The organism is Allohahella sp. A8, from assembly GCF_047946665.1.
GTDB lineage: Bacteria > Pseudomonadota > Gammaproteobacteria > Pseudomonadales > Oleiphilaceae > Allohahella.
In genome coordinates, this window is record NZ_CP172312.1 from 4,294,462 (window position 1) to 4,309,839 (window position 15,378).

12 protein-coding genes are annotated in these 15,378 nt (G+C 57.2%); 5 read left to right on the plus strand and 7 right to left on the minus strand.

Annotated elements, in window-relative coordinates:
• Positions 1 to 127 precede the first annotated feature (127 nt).
• A complete protein-coding gene (locus tag ACH3PB_RS19230; protein ID WP_416397098.1) occupies positions 128 to 3,199 on the minus strand; it encodes a DEAD/DEAH box helicase in 3,072 nt (1,023 codons plus the stop codon).
• A 201-nt stretch (positions 3,200 to 3,400) separates the two neighbouring features.
• On the opposite strand from ACH3PB_RS19230, the gene ACH3PB_RS19235 reads away from it, so the two are divergent.
• Positions 3,401 to 4,105 carry an SOS response-associated peptidase family protein gene (locus ACH3PB_RS19235; protein ID WP_416397100.1) on the plus strand — a complete coding sequence of 235 codons (705 nt, stop codon included), beginning with the start codon at positions 3,401 to 3,403 and terminating at the stop codon, positions 4,103 to 4,105.
• A 23-nt stretch (positions 4,106 to 4,128) separates the two neighbouring features.
• On the opposite strand, the gene ACH3PB_RS19240 is transcribed toward ACH3PB_RS19235, so the two are convergent.
• Entirely contained in the window at positions 4,129 to 6,306 is a 2,178-nt protein-coding gene (locus ACH3PB_RS19240) for a phytase (RefSeq protein WP_416397101.1), read from the minus strand.
• A gap of 233 nt (positions 6,307 to 6,539) precedes the next feature.
• On the opposite strand from ACH3PB_RS19240, the gene yeiP reads away from it, so the two are divergent.
• From yeiP to ACH3PB_RS19255, 3 genes are all read left to right on the plus strand, one after another.
• Positions 6,540 to 7,106: an elongation factor P-like protein YeiP gene (gene yeiP / locus ACH3PB_RS19245; RefSeq protein WP_416397103.1), complete on the plus strand. Its 567-nt coding sequence runs from the start codon at positions 6,540 to 6,542 to the stop codon at positions 7,104 to 7,106.
• Positions 7,107 to 7,126: 20 nt separating this feature from the next.
• Positions 7,127 to 7,765 (plus strand): thiopurine S-methyltransferase, encoded by a 639-nt coding sequence (gene tmpT, locus ACH3PB_RS19250; protein ID WP_416397104.1) that lies wholly within the window; start codon positions 7,127 to 7,129, stop codon positions 7,763 to 7,765.
• 131 nt (positions 7,766 to 7,896) lie between these two features.
• On the plus strand, positions 7,897 to 8,820 hold the full coding sequence (locus tag ACH3PB_RS19255) for an NADP-dependent oxidoreductase (protein ID WP_416397105.1): 924 nt from the start codon (positions 7,897 to 7,899) through the stop codon (positions 8,818 to 8,820).
• 94 nt (positions 8,821 to 8,914) lie between these two features.
• On the opposite strand, the gene ACH3PB_RS19260 is transcribed toward ACH3PB_RS19255, so the two are convergent.
• Positions 8,915 to 9,607: a hypothetical protein gene (locus ACH3PB_RS19260; protein ID WP_416397106.1), complete on the minus strand. Its 693-nt coding sequence runs from the start codon at positions 9,605 to 9,607 to the stop codon at positions 8,915 to 8,917.
• Between the two features lie 198 nt (positions 9,608 to 9,805).
• On the opposite strand from ACH3PB_RS19260, the gene ACH3PB_RS19265 reads away from it, so the two are divergent.
• Positions 9,806 to 10,450 (plus strand): hypothetical protein, encoded by a 645-nt coding sequence (locus tag ACH3PB_RS19265; RefSeq protein WP_416397107.1) that lies wholly within the window; start codon positions 9,806 to 9,808, stop codon positions 10,448 to 10,450.
• Positions 10,451 to 10,525: 75 nt separating this feature from the next.
• On the opposite strand, the gene ACH3PB_RS19270 is transcribed toward ACH3PB_RS19265, so the two are convergent.
• Genes ACH3PB_RS19270 through ACH3PB_RS19285 form a run of 4 tightly spaced genes read right to left on the minus strand, consistent with a single transcriptional unit; the run spans position 10,526 to position 15,370 of the window.
• Positions 10,526 to 12,577 carry an acetoacetate--CoA ligase gene (locus ACH3PB_RS19270; protein WP_416397108.1) on the minus strand — a complete coding sequence of 684 codons (2,052 nt, stop codon included), beginning with the start codon at positions 12,575 to 12,577 and terminating at the stop codon, positions 10,526 to 10,528.
• A gap of 10 nt (positions 12,578 to 12,587) precedes the next feature.
• Positions 12,588 to 13,367, minus strand: coding sequence for a 3-hydroxybutyrate dehydrogenase (locus ACH3PB_RS19275; protein WP_416397109.1), 780 nt, complete (start codon positions 13,365 to 13,367; stop codon positions 12,588 to 12,590).
• 49 nt (positions 13,368 to 13,416) lie between these two features.
• Positions 13,417 to 14,787 carry a TRAP transporter large permease gene (locus ACH3PB_RS19280; RefSeq protein ID WP_416397111.1) on the minus strand — a complete coding sequence of 457 codons (1,371 nt, stop codon included), beginning with the start codon at positions 14,785 to 14,787 and terminating at the stop codon, positions 13,417 to 13,419.
• Positions 14,777 to 15,370: a TRAP transporter small permease subunit gene (locus ACH3PB_RS19285; RefSeq protein WP_416397112.1), complete on the minus strand. Its 594-nt coding sequence runs from the start codon at positions 15,368 to 15,370 to the stop codon at positions 14,777 to 14,779. Before ACH3PB_RS19285 ends, ACH3PB_RS19280 begins: the two co-directional genes overlap by 11 nt.
• Positions 15,371 to 15,378 lie beyond the last annotated feature (8 nt).

Sequence of the window (15,378 nt, forward strand, 5' to 3'; positions counted from 1 at the left end):
ATTGATGAGAGAAGGCGCCGCCCTTCAGAGACGGAGTGTATGCCGAAGCATGCCTTGTCACCTCGGCTGATTGGCCGGTCCAGCGAAATGAGACTCTTGTAGCGTGACGCAAGTCACGCCGCGCCTGTCAGGCGGGCTCGAGAGAGGCCGGCGTGGTGGTTTCAAGAGGCGCCAGTAGGGCGCGAAGCTGAGTAGACGGGCTTCCCGCAGGCCCTACACCGAAACTATCCGGGTCGCCGAACACGATGAAGAAATCCCTTGCCCGCGATACGGCTACATTGAGCATACTGGGACTCGCATCATAGAATCTGCTGATCGCGCCATCACCTTGCGCATACACGCTGGAGAAAAGCACGAGCGTTCGTTCCGCGCCCTGCAGGGCATGCACGGTGCCTACGGTGATTGTCGGCAGGCCGTGCTGCCTGAGGGCCTGGCGGATCCGTATGGCCTGTTTTGCAAAAGGCGTGATGATCCCAACCTGCGTAGTCAGAATGTCGCTGTCATCCATTGCGTCAACGGCATCGGAAGCATTCGACCTGACATACGCCACGATTTGCTGCCGGTTGTCAGCGAGCCATCGTGCGATGGCGACAGTCTCCTTATCGTTGACCCTGCTACCGCCTTTGGACTTCGAGCTGCCCTTGATCGGGCAGAGTCCGAACTGTGGCCAGGGACCAGCACGCAGCGGGTTGCCGCGTAGAGGCTCCAGTACACCCTGATAAACCAGCGAATTGCAGTAGCTGATGATCGAGTCATGGCAGCGACGGTGCTCGGTCAGATAGAAGCCGCGCTGAAGAGTCTCGAGCTGATGAAAGCGACTCTGCCGCTGAGCCACGGCCATGAGATTACCGACGCTGGCCATGAGTCCCGACCTCAGCCAGAATTCATCGTGATCGGCCTCGCCCTGCAACAGGCCGAAGCGTTCGAGATTGGCGCGGTCAATGCTTGCCGGCACGTTCCACACCGGCTCTATCTGGTTCGTATCGCCTACTACCAGCGCCTGCTTCGCCAGTGCGAAAGTTGCGGCAGCTACTTCGGGTAGAGCCTGGCCCGCTTCATCGACGATAAGCAGATCGATCTTGCCAAAGAGCGGAATATCCTTCCACAGCGCATTGACCTTCTCAAAGGCTGTGAAGAAGCTCGGCACCATGTACAAGGTGGAGACGAAGCAGGGCGTAAGCTTGGCATAGCGTCGCCACTTGCGGAGAATTTTTGCCGGTGACCTGCGATCAGCATCCTCTGAGTTCACGAAGCTACGGGTTTCCTCAAGCCAACGGGCCTCCCAATAATGCGTCGCCAGCTTGAAAGCGGTGAAGCGTAGGCTGCAATCCTGTATGGATTCCAGTCGCTCACGCAGCGCTGCCAGGCTCTGTCTCTCAGGCGCGTCATCAGCCGGCTCGTCAGCCGGATTTTTCGGCGCGTGGCGGTTCATCCACGCCTCCAGCTGGTGTTTCTGCTCGAAATATTTCTGCGAGAAGCGCTGGATGCGCTCGATCTGCGCGACAGCTAGTATTGTGTTCTTCTTCACGTCCCCTATGGCTGCGCGATAATGGCGCTCAACATCGATATCGCTCCAGCTCTCGAGATTGATCAGCCACTCGTTGAGTTGCCGGGCATTTTCGAGCGCATTCTTTCGCGCCACGAAAGGCACCCAGGACAGCAACTTGTTCCAGTAGGAGCGGGCACGCCAGGCGCGGTGGAATGTATCCAGCTGATCAAGCAACGCGTCTTCATTCACCTCGAGCTCGGCGATACCCTTGCGAATCTGATCAAGACTCGCAAGGAGGGCGGACTCACTGCCAAAAAGGTCTTCCAGTTCGGCCTTGAGCGTTTGCAGACCATCGAGTAGCTCGTAGCCTTTCAGCATATCGGCTTCGGTGGCTCGCAGTGCCTCAAGCAATAAAGCCCGTGCCTCAGCTACTGTAGCGATATCCTGCTCGTGCCAGGCGCTCGCCTTGTTGAGGAACTCGGGCTCGGCCGCTTCAAGATACCGAGCAGTCTGCATGGCAGCCATAACACCCTCACCCCTGGGGCCGTGGAAGGCAAAGGCATTCCGCTCATTGGCCAGTGCAGATGAGCAGCAATACAGGCCATAAGTCGACAGTTCCGGTAGCCATCGACCTCGTAAGCTCGCCTCAATGTCCGCCTCATCTATTTTGGCAAAACTGTCCAGGATATTCGTGACGGCCTGATTACTGTTGGAGGCTGCAACGATGATCGGCGGCTCCTGTTCCTGCAGTGCACTGGAAACGAACAGGTTCGCAACTACTGAACGGAGCAGGGTGGTCTTGCCAGTGCCAGGTGGACCATTCACAGCCAGCAGCTCCCCTTCGCCGCCATTGGTAATCTGGTGATGCAGTGCAATTCGCTGTTTCGGTGAGAGCGGGAACTCGCCAGTCATCTGACCGAGGTGTCGACTGGCGGCTTCGCGATGCTGTGCCTCATCCATCAGCGGCTGCAGTGGTTCAGCCTCCCGGCTGATAAAGCGACGGTACAGCGCGCTTGGGGCGTCTCCGTCTTCAATATTCTCCAGCACCTGCACCATACGTTTGCGGGCTCCGCTGACCGGTGGCTCGAGCAGCAACATGGCCTGGGGAGAACACGTGTATTCGTCGTGCAGCTGCTCCTGAAAGTCGCTACCGGTAACTGCCGTAACCATGCCCTCGGCGAAATCGACCAGATCCTGCCAGCACTTGACCGCTTCGAAACTGGTGCGTGAGAGATACTCATCCAGTGCTGCAAACTCACCAAGCGGGATATTCTGGCTGCCATTCGGTGAGAGCCAGAGCCGCGGCATTGAGGGCGCCATCTTTCCCGGCGTCAGTTCGCCATCGCGGTTCAATTCAACGAACACGACTAGCGGCATGAGGACGGCTCGCTTGTAGCTATTGCGTCGTCCGCCTTTTGATTCGAGTAGATCGACCCGCGGGAACATGACAAGACTCGCCGTCTCCGGATGCTTGCCATTACCAGATTTACGATCAAAGACTTCGAAAACAGCCGCCGCTGTCGCTTCGTCCACCCAGCCTGTATGCCAGGCGATCTGGTCCACCGCCAGGAGTCCCGCCTTCACTGTCGGCTGTTCGCCCTTGGCAGCCACACCCCAGGCCTGAAGAATCTGCGCATCCTCGGGGCACAGCCGCTCAGCATCGAGCAGCGACTGGCGGAAGTAGCGGGTCATTCTATGCAGCTCGTCCATGATGTTCACGTCCTTGTTATAGTTGCCTGATAGGCTGGCCTGGCGGGAGAGCCGAATCATAAGGGATAGGCTGTACAGAAGCGATAGCCCTTAGGGCGCCGCGAATCATGCGCGCCATTCTTTCAGCTGCTACGTACCTTCACAGGCAGAAGCGAGCGTTTATCGACTTCGAGGCAAACGCCGCGAAACAAGGAGTGCAGGATGTGTGGATATGTGAGACGCGCGCTCGAAACCGCTGAGCTGGAACGACTGCTGGAAAAGATAGGGCTCGAAACGCTCACAGATGACTTGTTTGCTCGAAGCCCAGGTTCGGTCGAACATTTCTATCCAGCGTTCGGAGCGAACCCCAATCGGAAGATCCGCAACCTGATCATCCAGGTGGACGGGACGCCAACGCTGGTGGATGCCACCTGGTGGTTCGACTGTACTGCCGAAGGCGATGAGCTAAGGGTAGGTAAGCGGACGTCTTTCAATGCCCGTAACCTGGATTCCTCGTTCTGGAAGGGTGCACTTCGGCACCACCGCGGCCTGGTGACCGCTACCGGGATAGGGGAGTCGAAAGTTGTCGACGGCAGGAAGCATCAGTACCTGATGATTGGCACAGAGCCCTTCCTCCTGGGCGCGCTGTATCGGCCATTTCCCAACGGGCACTTCAGCTGCGCAGTCATCACCCGCGACGCACATTTGAAAATGGAGCCGTATCATGACAAAGCCTTCCCGCTCTTCATCCCGGCAACGAAAGATTTCGTTCAGCTCTGGCTTGATGAATCAGTAAATCAAAGTGAGGTGATCGACGAGCTGCTGGCGCACCCAAAGTTGACGGCCAGCCTCCAGGTCGAAGAGGTAAAGACCTTCAAAGGTGGATCGGTGAGCGAACTGGCTACGGTGCTGGAGGCTGATGACTGAACCGCACCGTAGCCAGGTGCTGTTCAGGGCGCCACCACATCCCTCCAGCTTACCATTTTGAAGTTCTGGTTTAACGGCTCATAGCTGCTGTTGATGTTGTACCAGTCCTGCGCGATCAGCATCCCCTCTGGATACAGCGGCCCAAGATTCGCAGCGACGATATGAATGCCATCGCTGTCACTGGCGCCATCCACGCCCCGGCTATCGTCACCAATGATGGCGAACTTTCCTGCGTAGGCGCCGCTCTGGAGCAGATCGTACAGCACATAGGTGTTGTTGCCCTGGCTCGATGCCACCAGATATTTCGTGCTGCCATTGTCATAGATCGCAAGACCCTCGACATCAGCCACCAGCCTGTCACCGTCTACGGGAGCGAACATAATGCCGTCTACGCTGCCGCTTTCTTCAGCGCTGAACTGCCAGATGCCGGCGTCTTCTTCACCCAGAAAAAGCACGCCGTCCGCATCGCTGGCCACGCAGCCTTCAGGTTGGCTGGGCACACTCAGCTCACGGACGATTTCGCCTTCGACACCAGTCTCGGTCAGCTTCAACCGCCACTGTTCCACGCGACCGCTCTTGCCATTGATGAACACATAGGGCGTGCCATCGACTGCCTGATACATGCAAAGGCCATAGACTTCATCCAGATTGCTCTGCAGCTCAGGTGCATCGGGATGCACATTCGGACCGACAGCCGCCAAGGGTTGAATGGGATCCTGCCCTGCTTCCGCTGCCTGAATCCGGTAAAGCGCAATTGTATTCAGCGCACGATTGGACGCAGCGGCGAGCGCTATGGTCGTACCGTCCCAGTTGGTGACATTGGCGCGCAGATCGACATTGTTTGGTTCTCCGTCTTCGAGGTACTGCAGCTGCTGGCCTTCCAGATCATAAGCGAGCAATCCGCCCTGCTTATCAGTTGCGATAATCAGGCTCCTGGCTGGATCCTCTGTGTTCAGCCAGAACGCAGGATCATCTGCGGCGTCGCCATCATTGTCGACGGCCTTGGTTTCGCCCGTGGCCCGCACAAGTTGCACTTCAGGTACTTCGAGTTCGCGATGCGATAGTAGACGACTCTGAGGCAGGCCTGCTGCTGTGAGGGAGCTTGCAAGATCGCTGGCCAGCAACCGTTCGTAAATCGGCTCTGCCCTGCCTGTGTTCGCCAGCCATAAGACATCGGGCGCGACAGCGAGAGATTTGGCTTCGGCGAAGCCCGCTACATTGAGTGTCGTTGCGTAGTTGTAGTTGATGCGGTCATAGAGCAAAAAGCCTGCTCCCTCATCAGCGACAATGAGATACCCTGTGCCATTCTCCATATAAGCCAGGTCGAGGCCTTCGACCTCCTGCAGTCGTCCCAGGGGTTCGATACCGGCGACAAGTTGTCGGCCTTTAACGTTCTCAGGGGAGGCGCCGTAAGCCCACACGCCCACCTCCTGTTCGGCGACAAATAGCGTAGAACGTTCATCGTCGACAATGCAGGCGCTCAGTTCGCCGCCCACATCGAATTGCCGCACAGCGAGTGCAGCACCTGCATCATCCTTAACAGCGCTGATAATCGTCGAGCCGTCATAGCTCAGCTTGTACTGGCTCGTCAGGCCATCTTCAGCGAAGGCGGTTACCGTGAGTTCGTCGGTGGTCACGTTCTTGTGCAGGCACAGTCCGGCTGGTTCGAACCCTATATCCATGGCACCAAGGCTTATAACGGGCGCAACGGCATCAGCACCGACTGCAAAAAAGCCAATGGCAGATGCATCAGGTAGCCCAACGGCGAGCAGATCGATGCTGTTACCCTTGCCATCATTGATGCCATAGCGAATATCAGCGCCCTGGACGGCCTGGCTGTCATCACGCCAGATTTCGGCACCGGAAGCATCGAAGATGGCCATGCCATCATCTTCGAGAGTTGCCACCAGTCGGTTGGCTGTGGCGTCCTGGGTACTGACCCAGACAGCGGCATCGGAAAAATCTGCGTAACTCTCTGAAGTAGCACCCTGCGTGGTCAACGCGCCTGGCTCTGTAGGATCTGTAGGATCTGCAGGTTGTGCTGGCTCGGCTGGCTGCGCAGGATCTGCAGGCGCTGCCGGTGCTGCGGGTGCTGGCTGATCAACGGCGGTGGGTGCGTTGGTAAGCTTGCTGTCCTTGTTATCGTCGCTGCAGCCGGCCAGTAAAATGGCTGCCAGGCTGAAGGTTACGCGGAATTTCATTCGATGCCGTCCTGTCTGGAGAATGCGTTTTGGAGAGTCCGTCGGCGTATCGGCTCTGCGAGACAGGTCAGCTTAAGTCGTTATTATTGCGAGTTTATTACGGCTAGCGTCTTCCAAACATTCGCGATGGTGGCAGCTTATCGCCATAAATTGCGGTTTCAGCCAGTGTCGGATTACTGTTTCACTGATATCCTGTATCTTCGTTTTCAGTGTTCATTTCGGAGCTTTGCAAAATGCCTAGAGCAGGTGAGATAAAAAAGGGTGTGGCGGTTGAGTATGATGGCAAGGTCTACCTGGTCAGGGACATAGAGCGCTCTGTGCCACAGGGTCGAGCGGGCGGCAGTCTTTATCGTATGCGCATGTACGATGTGGTTACCAATGCCAAGCTGGACGAGACCTTCAAAGATACGGACATGCTGAACTATGCCGATCTCACCCGCCGGCCCGTCATGTTCTCGTATGCCGATGGCGATGAATACGTGTTCATGGATACTGAAGACTACACGCAGTACAGCCTCAACAGAGCGCCGATTGACGACGAGCTGATGTTCGTCAGTGAAGAGACTCAGGGCCTGCAGATTGTCCTGGTCGGCGAGAAGCCAGTCACGCTGGATCTACCTTCTACGGTCGAGCTCGTGATCACTGAAACTGACCCCTCAGTTAAGGGTGGTTCAGCAACGGCGAGAACCAAGCCCGCCACGCTTTCGACAGGCCTGGTTGTTCAGGTTCCTGAGCATATCTCCTCCGGAGACCGAATCGTCGTGAACGTCGAAGAACGTAAGTTCCTGCGCCGCGCGTAAGCCGCTTGTAAGGGGGTAGCATGGACAGTGGCTTCTGGCATGAGAAATGGACGCAGAAGGAACTCGGATTTCATCGGAGCCAGCCGAACCCCCTATTGGTCAAGCATTTCGACAAGCTCGGCTTGTCCCCCGACAGTCGCATATTTTTGCCCCTGTGCGGCAAGACTCGTGACATCAGCTGGCTGCTTGGCCATGGCTATCGGGTAGTCGGTTCTGAACTGGTTGCTACAGCAGTTGATCAGCTGTTTGAAGAGCTCGACATCGTGCCAACGATCAGCCAGTCAGGTCAGCTGCTTCGATACAGCGCGCATCATATCGATATTCATGTCGGCGATATATTCGAGCTGGATCAGGCCCTACTCGGCCATGTCGACGCCATCTACGATCGCGCTGCGCTCGTGGCGCTGCCGGAACAGATGCGCACGCGCTACGCCAAACACCTCATGGCCATCAGCGAAACCGCGCCGCAATTATTGATCACCTTTGAGTACGACCAGACGGTCATGAATGGCCCCCCATTCGCCGTGGATGCGGCAGAAGTGAGTCGCCACTACGATGAGCACTATGAGGTGAGCCTGGTTTCAAATACTGCCGTGGAGGGCGGTTTGAAGGGCCAGTTTGCAGCCGATGAGCTCGTGTGGGTGCTCAACAAAAACTGAGCAGCTAAGCCGTTGATATGTATTGATATCTGCGCCTGTGTTTCTGTCCGTATTGTAATCAATCAGGTAAGTCTGCCTTCCAGTTCTCCCGTACCTCGAATAACAACTCATGTCATCAATTGAGCGAGGGAATGACTATGAAAGCCTGGCAGATTCACAGTTTTGGTGATGCAGATGTGCTGTCACTCGACGATGTACAAAAGCCGGAGCTTGCAGAAGACGAGCTGCTGGTGCGCATCCGAGCGACCAGTATCAACCCTGTAGACTGCAAGATACGCGAAGGTAAGTTTCCGAAAGTGGGCAAGGATGATTTGCCTGTGATCCTTGGCCGTGACGTCGCCGGTGAAGTCGAAAAAGGCAATAGCAACTTTGAGGCAGGCGAACGAGTGTTCGGCATACCGTCCACAGATCGAGGCACTTACGCCGAGTACATCGCCATGAAACCTAGCGAAGTCGCGAAGATCCCTAATGAAATTGATTTCGCAGTGGCAGCCGGGGTTCCCCTTGTCGCGCTGACAGCATGGCAGGGTCTGTTCGACCACGGTGAACTGAAGGACGGCGAGCGTGTGCTCATCAATGGCGCAGCTGGCGGCGTCGGACATCTGGCTATCCAGTTCGCCAAACAAGCTGGCGCTACGGTTTTTGCCACAGGTCGCCGCCAGGACAAGCAGTTCCTTCAGGAGCTTGGCGCTGATCGTGCGATCGACACGGATAACGAAAGTCTCGACGTCATCGGCGACAAGGTCGACCTGGTTTTCGACTTGCTTGGAGGCGAAATCGGCAAGGCGGCCTGGCAGCACGTCAAGGATAATGGACGGGTTATATCCACTGTCGAAGAGCTTGATGCCAAGGCGGCTGGCAAGCCTGGCGTGAAAACTGCCTTTTATCTGGCCGAGCCGAATGGTGAGCAGCTGGCGAAAGTGGCCTCGATGATGAAGGACGGTTCAGTGAAGCTTACTGTCGAGGACCGGGTATCCTTTTCGGATATTCCGAAGGCACAACGCGAACTCGAGAACGCGCACACCCAGGGCAAGATCGTGGTTGAGATGGCCTGACCCTCATCTACCAGCTGTGCCCAGCTGGTGGATGAGGTTCTTCCGAGCTGGAACGAAAGCAGGGAAGGCGAAGGGTAAGCCTTCCCAGGCTGATTTAGCGCATATTGAGGTCGAAGTTACCCTGAACCTTCTCACCAGTTTCCGTAGTCATATCGAAGCTGCCACTCACGCGGTAGGTATCGAGTGTATTAATTGTAAGCGTGCCGCCGGAGGCCATAACCATCGGCCCTTCAAAAAAGTTCGGATCAGTAAACGAGTCTGTAAAGATATTCATGGTTACACCGTTCACCAGTCCACCGCCAATTTCATGCACGCCCGTTCTCAGCCCTGAGAACGTCATTACAGTGAGCTCCAGCCGCGCATCGTCTCCATACGGAGCCGCAATATCGATGAGTCCGACATGGGCTTCGGATCCGAACCCGTCGAGCATGCTGCCACAGACGCCGCTGCTGGCATTGAAGTTACCTTCACTATCTGCAGCAAACGAAAGTGTGCCGTGGTTGAATGCAGGCTGCGTCGAGATCTGAATCATCTCCATCGCCCCGATACGCTGACCCTCACACACGAGATTTGCGCGATAGTGGGTGTCAGATACTGCAAAGAGCTCGCGCTCGACACCGCTTGCACAGATGTCATAAGGGGCTGGCTCTTCAGCCTCATCCTCGGGATCGACTTCCTCATCGGACAGGTCAAAATCATTGAATTGGGCAAGCGTTCTGGAGACAGGACCCGTAGTTTCGCAATCGTCGACGATAATCTCGTCATCGCTGAGGTATTGCCAGCTCATCACGCTGCTGCCCCGGATCGTCACCACACCTGCTGCCGCCCACCTTCCCGGAGGGCGAAACTGTCACCGGGATGATCACGCGATGGCGGATTTGGAGACGGCGAGCGGCATTGTGCAGGAAACAATCAACTACGCGAGGTCAAAAAGTGTGCGGTGTCCGTCAATAGGAACACACACTACATAAACCAGGATAACCTCATGATTATTTACGGCACCAAGCATCGCACCATCAACGGCAGCCCAATGGAGGCAGAGGCCTGCAGCCATTGCGGTCAGACAGCCTTCAACAGCTACGGCCTCATGCGCTATTTCCACCTCTACCACATACCCACGGTGCCGCTCGGCAAGACCGTCGGTGTGCAATGCATGCACTGCAAGCGCAATCGCACCGGAAAGGAGTTACCCACGGAACTTACACACAGGCTGAAGGCGGCGCTGTTCTCTGCGAAACACACGCTTACCTCGATTATAGGTCTGATCGTATTGCTGCTCGTGGCCGTCGCACTCTATACCGGCGTAAAGGAGTCCAATGCCAGGGAAGGGGAACTCATTGCCGCACCTGCAGCAGGTGATCTTTACACAATCCGTTTTTCAAAAGTGCTCGGTATGGAAAACGAGGGCTACGACTACGGGCTCATGAAGGCTACGCGAGTGATGGGTGAGCTGGTCAGCCTCACTGTCTCCAATGTGGGCTATAACAAGGCCAAGGGCATCCGGAAAGATATTAGCAAAGGCAAGGTCAACGATGCGGGTTACTTTTCCGAGTCCGAAGTGGCCTTTACTATCAACGACCTCCAAGCCTTTCATGCCAGCAACGGAATCACGGCCATCAAACGACCGTGATAGCGAGCTCATACGCCTTCATGTGGACGCCTGAGCTTCGACACGATCAGGCTTTCCACATCTTGCGCCACCTTCTCAACCGATAAGCCTGGCCTCTCGACAAACTTCCCGGATCGAGTCGAGCGCTTCAGGATTGGCCATGGCATCCCGATTGTCCGGCGTGGCGCCGGGCTCGTTCAGGAGCCTGGCGACGGCCAGCTCCATTTTCTTGCCACTGCGCGTGTAGGGAATCTGTTCGACGACGAGAATGTGTTTCGGCACGTGTCTGGGACTAGCGCCTAGTCGAATTCGCGTCCTCAGATTCCGTTCCTGCTCAGCATCGAAGTCGGGTTCTCCGCTGGGTACAACAAGCAACACGATTTCTACATCACCCTCTATCTGACGCCCGACAACCAGGCTATCCGCAACAGCGTCGTCGGACTCGACCTGGCGATAGATCTCGGCAGTGCCGATGCGCACCCCGCCGGGATTGAGTGTCGAATCAGAGCGGCCGTAGATGATCGCACCACCGTGCTCGGTAAAGCGAATAAAGTCGCCGTGAGCCCATACTGGGCCGTCTTTAAGCGCTTTGAAACGATCGAAGTATGCACTGCGATACCGACTGCCATCACTGTCCTGCCAGAAGCCTAGAGGCATCGATGGTAGCGGCTGACGGCAGACGAGTTCACCTTTGCCCTCTTGCAGCGGTGTTCCGTCCGCATCATAGGCCAGCACGTCGACACCCAGGAAGGCGCACTGGATCTCGCCGCGCCGGACTGGCAGTAAGGGGGTGCAGCCAACGAAACAGCCACAGATGTCGGTGCCGCCTGCGATTGAACCGAGCAGCGCGCCCGGTGCTGCGCTGGCGTAGAACCAGTCATAGTCTTCCGGCAGCAGCGGTGAGCCAGTCGAAAAGGTCATTCGCAGGTTGGACAGCTCGTGTTGTTCCACGGGTGCGAGGCCGGACTTGCGACAGCTAGCAAGGTAACGTGCGCTGGTGCCGAAGTGGCTCACGCGTTCGGATTCCGAAAGAGCCCAGAGCTTGTCGAGTGAGGGGTAGCCGGGCGAGCCATCCACCGTGATCACGGTGGCACCAGCCAGTAAGGCCGAAGCCTGCCAGTTCCACATCATCCAGCCGCAGGTGGTGAAGTACATGAAGCGATCGCCGACTCTCACGTCGCCATGCAGCATCAGTTCCTTAGCATGGTTTACGAGCAGCCCCGCTGCGCCATGAATGATGCATTTGGGTTTGCCAGTCGTGCCGGACGAAAACAGTATGCAGACGGGATGGTCAGCAGGCAGCGAAGTGAAACTGGGGGCCCGACCGCGATGGCGCTGCAAAGCCTCGTCCCAGCTTGTGATCAGGGCGCCTTGCAGGGGCGCCTGGTCGGGGAGCTGCTGAATGGAGAGTACGCAACGCAGCGTCGGTAGCCCCTCGATGACCTTCTCAATTTCATTGTGTCTGGAAAAGTGCTTGCCGCCGTAGCCATAGCCATTGACAGTGATGAGCGCGTCCGGCTCGATCTGGCCGAAGCGGTCGAGCAGGGCACCTGACCCGAAATCGGGCGAGGCAGAACTCCAGATCGCGCCCATCGAGTTGGCGGCCAGCATACCGACCAGCGCCTCATAGCCATTCGTCACGATGGCGGCAACCCGACTACCGCGCTGCACGCCCTGCGCTTTGAGGAAAGCTTCCAGAGCGCCGACGTCATCTCGTAATGCCCTGAACGTGCGCCGGAGTACAGGCCTGGTCTCAGAATAGGCGACTACTGCTTCCGAGTCCGCAGCATCGCCCTCTGCGAAGCGAAGCAGGTTCTCAGCGAAATTGAGTTGCATGCCGGTGAACCACCTGGCATTTGGCATTTGTCCTTGCAGTACGGCATCGGCGGGATGATCTTCGATTAGACCGCAGTAGTCCCATACGGTCTGCCAGAACATCTCTGGCACCGCCACCGACCAGCGGTGCAGCTGGTGATAGTCTGCGAACGGACCGTGTCCGCGCTTCTCCAGCCAGCTCTTGAAATGCGCCATGTTGCTGTTATGCAGAGCGTCGTGATCCGGCAGCCAAACGACCGAGCCGTCCTCGGTCTGATGCGCCTTAGTTTCTGCCGAAGCTTCAGATGGTTGTGGAGGGATTGCTGTCATCATGTCTGTGGTCCTATTGCATGTGCCAGCCGTGGCTTACCACGACTGACTGGCCCGTGAGCGCGGCGGAAGGAAACGCCGCCAGCTGAGCTGCCAGTTCAGCGACATCCTCCAGGCTGGTAAACTGTCCATCCACGGTATTCCTGAGCATGACATCACTGACGACGGCGGCTTCAGAGATGCCGAGTTCGATTGCCTGTTGGGGGATCTGCTGTTCCACCAGCGGCGTGCGTACGTAACCAGGGCATATGATGTTGCTCCTGACGCCATATTCTGCACCCTCACGCGCCACTGCGCGGCAAAGGCCGAGCAGCGCGTGCTTGGCCGCCACATACGGCGATTTCAGCGGCGAGGCTTCCAGAGAGTGCACCGAGCCCATGAAGAGAATGGTCCCGCTGCGGGACTCGTACATGTGTTGCAAGGCGGCTCGCGTTAACAGAAATGCGCCGTTCAGATGAACGTCCAGTACGCGTTGCCAGTCGGCATACGCGAGCTTGTGTATTGGATCGATGTGCTGGACGCCAGCATTCGCTATGGCGACGTCCAGACGGCCCCAGCGATCGACGACTGATTGCACACCGGCCTCGACGGAGGCTTCATCCGTCACGTCCATGTGCAAGGCTATCGCATTGCCGCCGGCGGAGCAGATTCTAGCCACTGTCTCGCTGGTGCTGGCCTTGTCCAGGTCGGCTACGGCGACGCGTGCACCTTCTCTGGCGAAGCGCTCGGCTAATGCTCTGCCAATACCGCGCCCAGCGCCTGTAATCAATGCCGTCTGTTTGTCCAGAAGCATCAGTTGGTCTCCTTTCGAGTTATTCTGCGTGGATGTTGAAGTTATTGGATCAAGAGCCGCCGTATACTTCGTTAGGCAGCCAGGTCGCCAGCGGGGCGAACCAGAATACAAGCGCCAGACCCAGCAGCTGAATGAGAATGAATGGCAGGACGCCGAGATAAATATGCCTGGTCGTGATACCGGGTGGGCAGACGCCCTTGATGTAGAAGAGGGCGAAGCCTACCGGTGGCGTCAGGAACGAGGTCTGCAGGCAGATGGCGAACAGTATGGCAAACCACACCGGCTCCACACCGAGCGAAAACACGACCGGTGCGACCAGCGGCAGAATGATCAGCGTGATCTCGACCCAGTCGAGAAAGAACCCCAACAGGAAGGTGATGAACAGGATCGCGAGCAGAATGCCATTAGGACCGAAGGGCATGCCGGTGATAAGGTCACGGATGACATCGTCACCACCCAGGCCACGCAATACGGCGGCAAAGACAGTAGCGCCAACGAATATGCCGAAGATGAAGGCAGTGGTGCGACTGGTCTGATACAGGGCCTCCCTCAGCACTGTTCCACTGAGATTGCGACTGAAGAAGGCCATCAGCATTGCCCCAGCCGCTCCGACTGCAGAGGCCTCTGTGGTCGTGGCGATGCCGAAGAAGATCGATCCCAACACGGCAATGATCAAAATCATCGGGGGCAGGATCGAACGTGCAGCTTCGAGTAGCACGCGTGCATTCAGCCGCTCCCTGTTTTCCGGTACGGGCGCCAGGTCTGGCTTCAGCCAGGCTGCGATGACGATGTAGAGAATATACATCAGCCCGAGCATGAGCCCTGGGATCAGCGCACCCATGAACAGTTTGCCCACAGAGGCCTCGGAGGTTCCGAGACGGTCTGACATGAGCACGAGCATGATGCTTGGTGGCACCAGTATGCCCAGTGTGCCAACAGAGCAGGCAGTGCCCACAGCCAGAGACTTGTTGTAGTTGGCCTGCATCATCGGCCCTAACGACAACATGCCGAGCAGAACCACGGAGGCCCCCACGATGCCGGTAGACGCCGCCAGCAGGATGCCGACCACGACGACTGTGATGGCATAGCCACCCCGAAGCGGGCCGAGGACTTTCACCATGCTGTGCATCAGTCGTTCTGCGATACCGGAACGCTCCAGCATGATACCCATGAAGATGAACAGCGGCAGCGCAACCATGAGTTCATTGGCAATGATGCCGTAAAGCCGCGCATCGAGTACGCCGATCGTGCCGTCCCAGGTAAACCACAAGTCAGCATCGTAATATTCAACGAGTACATGGCCAATAATGGCAAATACCAGCCCGATACCAGCGAGCGACCAGGCAACCGGGAAGCCTGTCAACAACAGCATCATGAAGCTTGCGAACATGGCGATGACGAGTATTTCTTCAGTGCCCATGAGTTGGACCCTCGCTGGGCAGAGCGCGCGGCAGACCGATGAGCAGGGTGGTGCAGCGCAATGCGCGTGACACCAGGGCGATCACGACCAGCAGCAAACCCAGAGGCATGAGACTTTTGAGCACGAAGCGGTATGGTAGTCCGCTGGGCGCCTGCGAGTCCTCTTGGTAGATATAGGCGGTCCAGGCGTAACTGCTCAGCCTGTCGATCATGAGCACGAGTATAGGCAGCGCGAGCATCACGATGCAGATGCACTCGATCCATGCCTGGGTGCGGAACGACATTTTCTCGCGCAGCACATCGACACGAACGTGATCGTCCATCACCACCGCATAGGCCAGGGTCAGCATCAGCGTTGCGCCGAAGCAATGCCAGGAAAGCTCCTCAAGTGCAATCGAGCCCCTGGCCAGGACGAAGCGGCTGAACACGTTGGCCAGCACGACGGCCAGCATGATCAGCCAGATCCAGGAACTCAGACGGCCAATGGCCACGATGCCCCGATCGAGCTGCCGTGAAATACGGTTGCTCGGCAACTCGGGAGAAGCGGGCACGTGAGCGCCCGGAACTGTCGATTCAACCGACATGTGATACC

Excerpts from the sequence above, each read along its gene's own strand:
- ACH3PB_RS19230 (WP_416397098.1), bottom strand. The coding sequence starts at position 3,199 with ATGGACGAGCTGCATAGAATGACCCGCTACTTCCGCCAGTCGCTGCTC.
- ACH3PB_RS19235 (WP_416397100.1), top strand. The coding sequence starts at position 3,401 with ATGTGTGGATATGTGAGACGCGCGCTCGAAACCGCTGAGCTGGAACGA.
- ACH3PB_RS19240 (WP_416397101.1), bottom strand. The coding sequence starts at position 6,306 with ATGAAATTCCGCGTAACCTTCAGCCTGGCAGCCATTTTACTGGCCGGC.
- yeiP (WP_416397103.1), top strand. The coding sequence starts at position 6,540 with ATGCCTAGAGCAGGTGAGATAAAAAAGGGTGTGGCGGTTGAGTATGAT.
- tmpT (WP_416397104.1), top strand. The coding sequence starts at position 7,127 with ATGGACAGTGGCTTCTGGCATGAGAAATGGACGCAGAAGGAACTCGGA.
- ACH3PB_RS19255 (WP_416397105.1), top strand. The coding sequence starts at position 7,897 with ATGACTATGAAAGCCTGGCAGATTCACAGTTTTGGTGATGCAGATGTG.
- ACH3PB_RS19260 (WP_416397106.1), bottom strand. The coding sequence starts at position 9,607 with ATGAGCTGGCAATACCTCAGCGATGACGAGATTATCGTCGACGATTGC.
- ACH3PB_RS19265 (WP_416397107.1), top strand. The coding sequence starts at position 9,806 with ATGATTATTTACGGCACCAAGCATCGCACCATCAACGGCAGCCCAATG.
- ACH3PB_RS19270 (WP_416397108.1), bottom strand. The coding sequence starts at position 12,577 with ATGATGACAGCAATCCCTCCACAACCATCTGAAGCTTCGGCAGAAACT.
- ACH3PB_RS19275 (WP_416397109.1), bottom strand. The coding sequence starts at position 13,367 with ATGCTTCTGGACAAACAGACGGCATTGATTACAGGCGCTGGGCGCGGT.
- ACH3PB_RS19280 (WP_416397111.1), bottom strand. The coding sequence starts at position 14,787 with ATGGGCACTGAAGAAATACTCGTCATCGCCATGTTCGCAAGCTTCATG.
- ACH3PB_RS19285 (WP_416397112.1), bottom strand. The coding sequence starts at position 15,370 with ATGTCGGTTGAATCGACAGTTCCGGGCGCTCACGTGCCCGCTTCTCCC.